Source organism: Neobacillus sp. DFD-2R, assembly GCF_057747865.1.
In genome coordinates, this window is sequence record NZ_CM173228.1 from 3732100 (window position 1) to 3744382 (window position 12283).

Annotated in this window: 9 protein-coding genes, 1 pseudogene and 1 other annotated feature; of the genes and pseudogenes, 2 read left to right on the plus strand and 8 right to left on the minus strand. The window is 36.5% G+C overall.

Annotation, left to right across the window (positions count from 1 at the left end; all coding sequences use genetic code 11):
- Positions 1 to 8: 8 nt before the first annotated feature.
- From AC3ANV_RS18660 to proS, 4 genes are all read right to left on the minus strand, one after another.
- Positions 9 to 785, minus strand: a complete 777-nt coding sequence (locus tag AC3ANV_RS18660; RefSeq protein WP_488310181.1) for an SGNH/GDSL hydrolase family protein — start codon at positions 783 to 785, stop codon at positions 9 to 11.
- A gap of 177 nt (positions 786 to 962) precedes the next feature.
- The gene (locus AC3ANV_RS18665; protein ID WP_488310182.1) at positions 963 to 2285 is read right to left on the minus strand and encodes a VTT domain-containing protein; all 1323 of its coding nucleotides are present in this window, start codon (positions 2283 to 2285) and stop codon (positions 963 to 965) included.
- Positions 2286 to 2508: 223 nt separating this feature from the next.
- Positions 2509 to 3723 carry an NO-inducible flavohemoprotein gene (gene hmpA / locus AC3ANV_RS18670; RefSeq protein WP_488314272.1) on the minus strand — a complete coding sequence of 405 codons (1215 nt, stop codon included), beginning with the start codon at positions 3721 to 3723 and terminating at the stop codon, positions 2509 to 2511.
- Between the two features lie 194 nt (positions 3724 to 3917).
- Positions 3918 to 5348: a proline--tRNA ligase gene (proS, locus tag AC3ANV_RS18675; RefSeq protein ID WP_488310183.1), complete on the minus strand. Its 1431-nt coding sequence runs from the start codon at positions 5346 to 5348 to the stop codon at positions 3918 to 3920.
- A gap of 47 nt (positions 5349 to 5395) precedes the next feature.
- Positions 5396 to 5609, minus strand: a binding site (T-box leader).
- Positions 5610 to 5753: 144 nt separating this feature from the next.
- Between proS and AC3ANV_RS18680 the strand changes: the two genes are divergently transcribed.
- Complete coding sequence (locus tag AC3ANV_RS18680) at positions 5754 to 5888, plus strand: hypothetical protein (RefSeq protein ID WP_488310184.1); 135 nt, start codon at positions 5754 to 5756, stop codon at positions 5886 to 5888.
- Positions 5889 to 6092: 204 nt separating this feature from the next.
- The gene (locus tag AC3ANV_RS18685) at positions 6093 to 6983 is read left to right on the plus strand and encodes a cupredoxin domain-containing protein (RefSeq protein WP_488310185.1); all 891 of its coding nucleotides are present in this window, start codon (positions 6093 to 6095) and stop codon (positions 6981 to 6983) included.
- A 120-nt stretch (positions 6984 to 7103) separates the two neighbouring features.
- On the opposite strand, the pseudogene AC3ANV_RS18690 reads toward AC3ANV_RS18685, so the two are convergent.
- From AC3ANV_RS18690 to AC3ANV_RS18705, 4 genes and pseudogenes are all read right to left on the minus strand, one after another.
- Positions 7104 to 8360 (minus strand): annotated as a pseudogene (locus tag AC3ANV_RS18690) (IS1182 family transposase); the annotation flags it as partial.
- Between the two features lie 382 nt (positions 8361 to 8742).
- Positions 8743 to 10008 (minus strand): sensor histidine kinase, encoded by a 1266-nt coding sequence (locus AC3ANV_RS18695; protein WP_488310186.1) that lies wholly within the window; start codon positions 10006 to 10008, stop codon positions 8743 to 8745.
- A 12-nt stretch (positions 10009 to 10020) separates the two neighbouring features.
- Entirely contained in the window at positions 10021 to 10692 is a 672-nt protein-coding gene (locus AC3ANV_RS18700; RefSeq protein WP_488310187.1) for a response regulator transcription factor, read from the minus strand.
- 120 nt (positions 10693 to 10812) lie between these two features.
- Positions 10813 to 12258 carry an oligosaccharide flippase family protein gene (locus tag AC3ANV_RS18705; protein ID WP_488310188.1) on the minus strand — a complete coding sequence of 482 codons (1446 nt, stop codon included), beginning with the start codon at positions 12256 to 12258 and terminating at the stop codon, positions 10813 to 10815.
- Positions 12259 to 12283: the final 25 nt, after the last annotated feature.

Here is a 12283-nt window from a genome sequence, read left to right on the forward strand (position 1 = left end):
CCTTCTCCTTACCAGGTAAGCAATGAGGCAACTCGTTCCGCGATTAAATGATACCCTTTTGTATTTGGATGAAATTTGTCTGAATACAGGTAATCGTTTATCTTTAATTCAAACAAATCGAACGTTGGAACAAAGACAATTTTCGGGAATTCTGCACTAATTTCCGCACTGTCATAATTCCAGTGGCGGATCAATTTGGAAAGCTCCTTTCCCTGATTTAAATCAATAAAAGGATTATATAAGCCAATGAAAAATACGGTTGCACTACCATTTACCTGACGAATTTGTTGAAAGACGTCTTTTAAATTATCTAAGTATTTTTTCTCGATTACAGGAATGTCTCTTGTTTGAAAATCTTCTAATCCTTGGCCACCCCGAAACAAATCGTTTCCACCAATTGTTACCAGCACCATATCGGCATTTTGAATTTGCCGCCGGACTTCGCTTTGGCGCACCTGCAGACGTAATTGGTCTGAGCGTTGGCCATTAATGCCAAGATTCGTAAGTTGAACCTGACGCTTTGTTTTTGTTTTAATTTCATCAATTAAATCACCGACATACCCTTTTCCCGTCTCATCTCCCGTTCCCCTAGTTAAGGAATCACCTAAAGCAACAATCGTTAATCCTTTTTTATTTTCTACCTTTGTTGATAAAGTGGTTTTTTGCGGTATTTTTTCTGGTTTTCCTGCATAATATTCTTTCACAGTCCAACCGAGCCCTATCAACCAGAGAAGGCAAAATAGAACTGCAGTAGCAGTAATAAAGCGTATGACTTTTTTATTCAAAAACCTCATCCTTTCCATCTTTCTCTCTTTCCATTTAATCACAATTACAAATGGATTCAAACCTTCCCTGTTTACAAAATAAGGTGAGCAAAGAAAGGTTCGATAATTCTTAACATTTATTATTAAGGGAAAAAAAAGAGGCTAGTTCAATCATTGAACTAGCCCTTAACATTCCTATTATTCAGCTCGAACATGCGATTTCCTTTTTGGAGCATCCATTTTGGTTAACATACGGAATATTTCCAGTAATAGCGTTATAAGACCCAACCAAACACCGCCAAAAACATAGCCTGCTGCTACTTGGCTAGGGTCCTGGATATGGAAATAAAATCGGCTTGTACCTATAAACAAGAGAATAATTACCCAACTAAAAATTAACATTGTATGTACTCTGAGGTATTTGCTATGACGCATCAGAATAAAAAAGAAAAATCCATAAATGACAAATGCCATTAATGATTGTTCACTTGGAAAGCTGTATGGAAAACGTTCCAATATAGAAGGTTCATTTGGAGAAAGTCTGTGAAAAATGTTCCTTAACAACTCTTCATACACTTCTCCTCCCCCAACTGCGAGGAAAAGAAAGGATAGTTCAAGCAATTTATCCCTCCCTTTCCATAAAATCCAAATAAGTGTGTAAAAAATAATACCAAGAAGAAATCCTGCAGTTCCAAGGTTTAAAAAGAAATGCATCAATAAATCAACTCGGCCTTTAAATACAACTGATACCAATAGATTGGTTACTTCATCAAAATCCTGAATTTCATGTGAAAGATAATCTTGAATGAAACCAAACATCAAAATAATAAAGCACAATGTCACAAGTGAAAGAGTTCCGAGGAAGATTTCAACCCTTCCACGGGATCGGAAAATCCCGAGAATTTTTTTACCGAATTTTGTTCCTAATTGTATGATTTCATTCTTATATTTTTTCAATAGAAATACAACAATCAGCACAGTTGCAAGTATAATACTTCCAATAACTAAATATTTTTTGATGAGTTCTTGAAAAACATTCCACCTAGGTCCTAGCATTTTTCCTAATAGAATAAACGTAGAGACCCAAATTATTGACCCAATACTTGAATACAAAGAAAAAATTTTAATAGGCAATCGGGTAACACCTGAAAAATAACCGGTGATATGTCTGACTCCCGGTATGAAAAAGGCCACTATTAACAGCTTGTTCCCATATTTTTTAAACCACAATGAGGTAGAGTTCAGACGTTCCGGCCCTAAATGAAAACGCGATCCATATTTTTCAAAAAAGGGCATACCAAGCCTGAATCCAATTCCATAAGCAATTATCATCCCCAATGTACAGCCCGCAGCAGCAGAAAGGATACTGCCAACCCAACTAATGTTACCTTGAAATGACATTAATCCTGCATAACCCAATAAAGCTTCTACCGGAATTGGTATTGCCATGATCCCTAAAGTTAACGAAAGAAATAAAACTAGGTATCCGTATTCATTCATAAAAGCTGTTAAATAATGCAATGTATTTCACCTCTCTACCTCGATGCACTTTTAACGATGTTGTTAAAGACTTATTCGGTGACTTTATTACTATTTATAGGGTATATTGTCGTAGTGATATTTATCCATTTATCTTAACTATCGTAATCCTTTTAATTTTATTCAATCGTGAAGTTTTTATATATTCTTTATAAGATAGAAAAAAACCGACTCCCAGTGTGGAAATCGGTCTTTAAAGATGACCTTATGCTTCAATAGATGCTTTAGGACCAAAGAATTCAAAGTGAATTCTTTCTTCATTTATACCTAATTCTTTTAATGAACGGTGGATTGCTCTCATAAAAGGAACAGGACCACAGAAATAGAAATCGGTATCAATAGTCGAAACATTTTCTTTCAGCCATTCATCAGTAACATAGCCTTCAACGTCAAAGTTTTGATTTAAACGGTCTTCTTCAGTTGGTGAATCATAAAAGAAATAGGTATTTACGTTTTCAAGTACTGCAAGCTCTTCCACTTCTTCTCTTAACGCATGGACATTGCCATTTTGAGCCGCATGTATGAAGGTTACTTTACGTTCCGGCTGTATTTCAACAACTGTTTTTAACATACTTATCATTGGGGTTAATCCAACACCACCACTTAAAAGTACAACCGTTGTTTCTTTTTTCGTATCCAGAACAAAATCACCTGCAGGTGCACTCACTTTAAGAATGTCTCCTTCTTTCACATCATCATGCAGGTAATTGGATACCATACCGTCCGGACTTTGGGCTCCTGCTTCACGTTTAACACTAATACGGTAATAATCCTTGCCTACTGCATCGGAAAGACTGTATTGGCGAATATGTGTATATTGTTCACCTTCAATTTCCAGTTGAATACTAATATACTGACCTGGAATAAACTCAGCAATCCCTCTATTATCTACAGGTTTTAAGTAGAAGGATGTAATGACATCACTTTCGACTACCTTTCGGTCCACAATAAAGCTGCGGAATCCATCCCAACCGCCTTTTTGGTTAGCTGCATCTTTATACATTTCGGCTTCAACACCGATAAAGGCATCAGCAATTACGCCATAAGCCTGTGCCCATGCATCAATAATTTCATCAGTTGCCGCTTCGCCTAATACATCTTTAATCGCTAGTAAAAGGTGTTTTCCAACAATCGGATAATGCTCGGGTTTGATGCCAAGGCTTCTATGTTTGTGGGCAATTTGGTTTACTACCGGAAGAATAGCTTCTAAATTATCAATATACATCGCTGCAGCGTATACCGTTCCCGCAAGCGCTTTTTGCTGTCTGCCTTGTTTTTGGTTTGCGTGATTAAAAACATTCAATAATTCAGGATGGTTTCCAAACATTAATTGGTAAAAACGTGTAGTAATGGTTTCCCCGTGTTTTTCTAATACCGGTACAGTTGATTTAATAATGTCAATAGTTTTCTGATTTAACAACATAAACACTCCCTATACATTTTCAACATCTACATAGTGATTATATAAAAAAACACACATGGAGTTTGTGATTCAAATCACACTTATTTTCATTTGCAAAAATCAGAATAATTAGTTAGTTTTATTTTTAAAATCCAGGGTATTTTCCAAAAAAGACCCTCCCAAATCGGAAGAGTCCCTTAAAGATGAAATTTTTAGTAAGCTTTTGCCCAATAAACCATCTGTTTTGCATCTTTTCCGCAGCAAACGCATTGGTTCGAAAACTGTTCTTGTTCGAATGGGATACACCTTGAAGATGCCCCGGTTTCTTCCTTAATTTTTTCTTCACAAGCTAAATCTCCGCACCACATGGCTTTAATAAAGCCGGACTTCGCTTCAAGAGTTTGTTTAAATTCATCAAATGTTTTGGCTACTGATGTTCTCTCTTCTCGATGGTTTAATGCTTTCGTATATAAATTTGCTTGAATTTCATCAAGTAATTCAACAAGCTTTGATTCCAGTTGATCCATTGGAACAATTACTTTTTCCAACGTATCCCTTCTTACCAATACGACTTGTTTGTTTTCAATATCCTTTGGCCCCACTTCAAGGCGAACCGGAATACCTTTCATTTCATATTCATTAAATTTCCAGCCAGGCTTTTTATCGCTTGCATCAATATCAACACGGGCTACATTCGAAAGTGATTTTTTCAGGTCATAGGCAAAATCGAGAACGCCTTCTTTATGCTGGGCAATTGGCACAATCATTACCTGGGTTGGTGCAGCATTTGGCGGAATGACAAGTCCGCGGTCATCACCGTGGACCATGATTAAAGCACCGATTATTCTCGTAGTGAAGCCCCATGATGTTTGGTGAACATATTGAAGCTTTCCTTCCTGGTCGGTATATTGAATTCCAAACGCTTCGGCAAAGCCGGTACCAAAGTGGTGGGAAGTTCCGGACTGTAACGCTTTTCCATCATGCATCAAGCTTTCAATTGTATAGGTTAATTTGGCGCCTGCAAATTTTTCCTTTTCTGTTTTTTGTCCTTTTACAACCGGAATGGCAAGAATCTCTTCACAAATAGCAGCATACACATTGAGCATTTTAATGGTCTCTTCAAGAGCGTCTTCATCAGTTGCGTGTGCGGTATGACCCTCCTGCCATAAAAACTCTAACGTTCTTAAAAATGGACGGGTTGTTTTTTCCCAACGAACTACATTTGCCCATTGATTATATAATTTTGGAAGATCCCTATATGAGTGAATAATATTTTTATAATGCTCGCAAAACAACACTTCTGATGTAGGACGGACCACTAATCTTTCTGTCAGTTCCTCGGAACCACCGTGTGTTACCCATGCCACTTCAGGTGCAAATCCCTCAATATGATCTTTTTCTTTTTGAAGCAAGCTTTCAGGAATAAATAACGGCATATATACATTTTCATGCCCGGTTTCTTTAATGCGGCGATCTAGTTCATTTTTTATGTTATCCCAAAGGGCATACCCGTAAGGTCGAATGATCATTGAACCGCGAACACTTGAATAATCGATTAAATCTGCTTTCGTTACTACATCTGTATACCACTGGGCGAAATCCACGTCCATAGCGGTGATATCTTTTACAAATTCCTTTGCCATTTTTGACACCTCATTATTTTTTTAAATATAAAAAGGCCTTAATCCCAAAAAGGGACCAAGGCCTGGCGGTACCACCCTAAATTTAAAAGCTTATGCTTTTACACTTACCATGATAACGGAATTAATCCGCTTGTATCTTCAAAAGATCCGATACAGAACTCAGAGGCAGGTTCAAATGACCGTCTTAAGAAACCTTCCACCAGCCGGTTTCCTCTCTTGGTAAGACCACTTCATTTTACTAATCCTCATCATCGTTTCAAATGTATTTTTTAAAATTATATATTTCTCGACAATAAAAGTCAATATTATGTAATGAAGGAATTTTTATCACCAAAAGTTTTACCCTCTTTATACTCTTTTGTAAATCAGTTAAAATCAATTAAACAATAAATTGAGGTGAAAGCTATGAAAAATGAGGAAAAGAATGATTTAGCTAAAGAGGAAGATGAAAAAAGAATGTTGCTTGAACTCATTAAAATGCAAAATGAAGCATTAAAAAGACTTTATAAAAATACGATTAATAAAGAAACAGAAGATTAAAATCTCCGCTTCTTTTTTTCTCCCATTCGGACGTTCCCAACGTCTTTTTTATTGTATCCTCTTTCTCGTCAATATTCATGAAACGTTCATAAAAACAACCCAAAATTTCCAATGGCATGCAATTTTTCCATTTATAATATCTATATATTGTTTAGTATTTTTGATCACATCCTGTTCCTAAAAACACGATTAAGGAGACATGAAATGAATTTTTTATCTATTATTACAATCGCTATTGTTGTTATTATGAGCGGCTATTCCATTTACCTTGTTAACCGTGAGAAAAATAAATTAGCCTGCATGTCAGGAATGATGATTGCTATGGCCGTTGCAATGATGGCAGGTCTTCTTTTAGGATATGTAATCGGGGTAACTTCCGGTGATATGTTCCTTTCCTGCGGACTCAGTATGATTATTGGTTTTATAATCGGATTCTTAGCAGGTCAGCCAATCGGCATTATGGCGATTCTGGACGGTGCCCTAGCCGGTTTAATGAGCAGCATTATGGGAGCGATGCTCGGCGTTATGCTCCAAATTGAAAATCCAGCCATCATGCTTGGAATTTTACTGGGATTATTTATCATTATTCTTGGTCTAGTTATTATGTTTATTAAAGTTGAAACAAGCGAAAAATTCAACCTTGATACACAGACCATTTCTCCATTTGCGATTTTATCGGCCGGTATCGTCCTCGTGACATTGTTTTTATTTTTGTACAGCAGCGATATTGTAAAAATACCTGGAAATACAACTTCTGCCCAGGCACAAGTAAATCAAAATACAAGTAATCCCAGTTCCACACAAACTGAGATTGATGTTACAAAGGAAAGTGCTCCCAAAATTAAGTTGGAAGTAACCCAAACGGGATACACACCGAATGTTATTCGCGTAAAAAAAGGGGTGCCTATTCAGCTTGAAATCGAAAATCCAATTGAAAATAGTTGTTTATCCACTTTTACCATGCCGGAATTCAACATAAAGAACGTCAATCTAAAAGTAGGAATAACAAATTTATCCTTCACTCCTGACAAAACAGGTGAATACACGTTTAGCTGCGGGATGGGGATGTTTAAAGGTACGGTAATTGTTGAATAATATAATGAAATCCAATTTTTAATAATTCAGCTAAAAAAAGAGACTATTCGGTCTCTCAGATTGTCGAGAAAGGGGTATTTTCTCGGCAATTTTTTATTTTGTCAGAATCTAAATACAAAATTGATCTAGATGTTCTGTTGATTTGATGGTTACTGAATAGGTCTTACTTTTCGCTCCATCTTTATAACATCCTTCACTGAAAGGACAAACTTGACATTTTTTAATGTCAAAAAGGTACTTGATCCTAGGGTTTTTATCTTGACCCTTTCTTGCTTCAAATTTTTTTCGAATCGCCATATGTCCTGCTTTACAAACATACATTCCTGCATCTTTGTTAAATTCAAACTTATCCTCTTTTGCGCGAGTACCATGTGTAATATGCGGATGTAACTTTGAAACCAGTGTTAGCTCATGCTCTTTTGTATAGAGAATATTATTTTTCTCGGAGTAGGCTGTATCCCCAATGATCGTATCAATTTCCATTCCAGTGGCTTGGCTTTTTTCAATTAACTCCTGCATGTATTTTCCATCACTTTTTTCACCTGTTGTCACAACAGCTGCAGTTATTATCCGTTCGTCACTCATTGCGATATGTGTTTTATAGCCAAAAAAGGAGGAGTCTGCTGTTTTATGTCCTACACGTGCATCTGGATCAGCTGAAAAGTTTAGTTGTTCTGTATAATCTTCCACTACTTCTTTTAGCATATTTAATTTTTCCTTAACGGCTGGAATTGTAGCGATTTAAGGTTCTGATTCAACCACAGAAATTACTTCACGACAATAATTTAGTTCATCTGTTACTTCGTTAGAAGTTGTTTTCGGTGGAAATTTCTCTTTCATTGATTCATCAATTTGATAGACGGCTTTTCTAACATTTTTTGATTTCTCTTGTAGAAATTCCTTCGGTGCCTTTTGGTTATAACGCGCTTTTGTATGTGTGGCATCCATAATAATTGTTTTACTTTTAATGATTTCTTTTTCAAGTGCAATCTCAACTGTTTTCCCAATAAGCATATCTAATAAACCCACATCTTGGAGACGGAGCCTACGGAATTTCGTTAAAGAGCTAGGGTCAATTACAGGATCTTCCGGTGCCATGTCGAGGAAATACTTAAACGACATATCATATTTAGAACGTTCGACTACATCTACATCTGACAAATCATGAATCGATTTGAGCAATAGATATTTAAACATACGAATTGGTGACACTGCATTTCGGCCGTTATTAAGGCAATATTTCGCTTTTAATTCCTCGATAATGAAAGAAAAGTCCACTAGTTCATTGATTTGGCGAAGCATATTATCTTTTGGAACAACAAGATCATAAATAGCAATATATGGACTAAAATTGAGAGAGTCTTGATTGGAAATCATTTTGATACCACCTACATAATTTAATGTCATTATTATAAGGCAAAAAGACAGTTAAAGGTTTGATTAAATCAAACCTTTAACTGTCTAATAATAAAAAAGACCTTTTTCAGTGGCCTCCGCGAAGCGACGAGGAGGCTTCCCGGCACGCCCGCGGAAAGCGAAGTGCCTGGAGCGCCAATCAACAGACCTGTTTAATAGCCTATATATCAATAATATTATAACAAATTAACGCGGTGAATTGTTGAAGTAAATGAAAAAAATAAGAGGCTGCCGAGGGTTTTTCGACAGCCTGAGAGACCATTTGGTCTCTTTTTTTCTATTTTGACTTTGATGCTTCCGCTTTACGTTTAGTTCTTTTTCTTTCAGATTTAAGTAGAATTTTTTAACTCTTTTGTGCCCGTGGAAAAATAATTTCAATCATCGTCCCTTTACCTAAAATGCTCTCAACCTTTGTTTTCCCGTGATGCTTTTCAATAATCCATTTAGCGATCGACAAACCTAATCCCATGCCTTCAGCTTCTGTACGGGCCTTATCGCTTTGGTAAAAACGATCAAAGATTTTTGGAATATCCTGTTCAGCGATTCCAATCCCATTATCCTTTACACGAAGGATAATGGAGGAGCTTGTCTTTTGGCAGCAAAGCCATATTTTGCCGCCTTCATTCGTATATTTCATCGCATTGTCCAATAAAATGATGATGAGCTGATGGATTCTTTCCTTATCTGCCATAAATTTAACTGACTCGGGCGCATCCAAATGAATTGATTTTCCTTGGTATGAAACAATCTCCTCATAATGCTGGGTTATTTCCTTTAAAAGCTCATCTAATCGGAATGCTTGCTTTTTCATTTCTATTTGATCGGAATCCGACCTTGCCAGAGTTAGTAAATTAGCAACTAATTTCGAAAGTCGTCTTGATTCCGTTGAAATCGTGGAAACGTCATGAATCTTATCTTTTATTGTTGCCGATGGTGCCCGAAAAAGTAAATCTGTTTTTGCTTGAATGACTGCTAAAGGGGTTCTTAGCTCGTGTGAAGCATCCGAGACAAACTGCTGCTGCTTTTGCCAGGCTTTTTTAATCGGAACAAGGGACCTTCCTGCAAGGAAATACCCTGAGGCAATCGCACAAATGACGCCAATTCCACAGCCAATTGCTATGATTAATAAGAGCCTGTTCAGCAATTCTTTTTCCGAATTTACATTTCGGATGACTTGAATAGTTACTTGGCCAAAATCAGTATAAACATGTGTAGCAATATAGCGAAATGAAAAGTGTTCAACATCAACATCTTGTAAGGTATCCAGTTTTTTAGGACGAATTAGCTTTTCATTCCCTTTAAACAGTTCGGACTCTCGATTTTGCGCTGCCAATAAATTATTCTTCTTATCCCAAACTAATGTTAAAATCCGTGGGTCCCGGTGCATAAATCTAGGGCCGGTAGTAATATCTCCGGGCCCGGGATTTTGTTGCAGCTGCTGTTGCGGTTGATTTTCAAAATGATTAACGGCTTCAAGTAAGGACTGATTGACATCCTTATATAATTGATTTTCCGTATAAAAATAAATGATGCTTCCAAGAATACTTATCAAAATGATAAATACCAATGAATTCAAGACAGTAAGCCGAATATGCGTTTGCCGAAACATTAGCTGACCCCTCTATTCATCATTTAGCATGTAGCCGACACCACGAATGGTTTTGATATCCGAATGATAGCCGAACGGTTCCAGTTTTTTTCGAAGATGGTGCATAAAAACCTCAACAATCGCAATTGTTGTGTCAGAATCAAACCCCCATACACGGTCATAGATTTGTTCTTTTGTTAAAATAGCGCCCTTGTTTTGAATCATATATTCCAAGAGTTCATATTGTTTTGATGTCATCTTGACATGTTCTCCGTCTACGTTGATTTCCCGTTCTTTACCTAACAACTCGATACCTCGATATTGAATCGTTTGATTGGTGGTTAAGCTTCCACTTCTGCGGAGTAATGCACGAATCCTTGCCTTTAATTCAGCCGCTTGAAAGGGTTTGACCAAATAATCATCGCCGCCGCTGTCCAATCCCTTTACGCGATCTTCTAATGAATCTCTTGCGGTTAGAAATAGAACAGGTGTTTTAGAACCTTCCTTTCTGAGTGTCTTAAGTACTTCAAATCCATCAATTTCGGGAATCATTACATCAAGCACAATGGCATCATGAATATTTTGTAATCCTAAAAACAAAGCATCCTCACCATTTGTTGCTTGATCGACTTCAAATTCATCCGATAAAAGCTGTACAATTGACTCCAGCAAAGAAATATTATCTTCTACAACTAACAACCGCAACTACATCCGCTCCTTTTTCTAAAAAAATACAACTATTAGGTTCATATCAATATTCTCCGGCAAACAAAGCGGTCGTAATATACGATCGTAATGAAAACCCTAAAAACACTTTCTGTAAATTTATCGTTTAGCTGAATATACCATTTTTTTTTGATTCATGATGCCTAATAATTTAAAAATTAATGAATCCTTTATCAAAATAAGCCCAATTAAATAAACCGTTCCTCCAATTCCTAATTGAAGCATTGTCAGTAAAACAGGTGAGACAGTAACCACATAACCAACCATACGAGCTGAGAGAAAAATAAGCAGACCTAAAATTGAATATCTTAAAAATAATTTTCCAAAGAAGGTGAACGAGAAATACTTTCTGGCAAAAAACATTTGAATGATAGCACCAAGAGCTTCTGCCACTAATAAAGCTATTGTCGTTGCGACACTGCCCATTTCATGCACTAGGAGTAAATTGGTAATTAAACTTACGATCGCTCCGATTGTAATTGCCACCGAATATTTATTTTGCTGGTTAGAGGAAATTAAAATTTGAATTCCAAAAACATTGGCAAGCCCCACGAAAAATAGGACAGGGCTCATAATCATCAATAGTGGCGAAACCTTAAGAAATTCGCCGCCTAAAAACCAAACAACAAAATTTGGAGCAATTGCGATCAGTCCAAAGGTCATCGGAATGGTTATAAAAAGGACGAACTGCAATGTACTATCAATATATTTATGAAATTGTACCTGATTCCCTTTAGAAAACTCAGAAGCCATCCTTGGAAGTAAAACCGTTCCTAAGGAAGAAATAACTCCTAAGGCGATTCGAATGACCTTATTTGCCTGATTGTAATAACCAACTTCAATTTCACCGGAAATATTCCCTAAAACGATCCGATTCACAAGAACATACACTTGGATCATTAACTGTGGTAAAAAAAGCGCAAGAATGGGAAGAACATGTACCTTCATATCCTCTATTGTTACCTTAGTAAATGAGATTTCCTTTTTTAACGGGATCCACATAATAATTTGACCGAGAAATAAGGTTCCTCCATTGATGGCAGTGTATAATGGTAAATCGTTAGCCGTTTTTACAAAGGCAAAAATGAAGATGATTCCAGCCACTTTAACGAGCATGTTTCGAATCGCGATTCGTTTCATTTGCTCTTTCCCGATAAAGAACCATGAAATATCAATACTATATGCCAGCAGCGTTGCAGCATTAATGAGGAACAATTCTTTATGCACTGAAACTGTTCCAACAAAAAGAAAATACACGAGTAAATTTAATAAGGAAACAATCAGTTGACATGTAAAGATAGACCAGAATTCCTTCGATAATTCCTTTTGATCTGTTTTAATGGCAATTTGTTTACTTCCGTACATCGGCAAACTTAAGACGATAAATACAATAAATAATTGTACAATCGATGAAACATAGGCATCAATTCCAATTCCTTGTGCCTTTAGAATTCGTGAGACATATGGAGTCGTAATAAAAGGTGTCATCATCAACAATAGTTGATACAAAACAGTAAAAAGATAATTTGAAATTAGTTTATTCATTTTTTTCAAACCCTTTTTGCAGAAT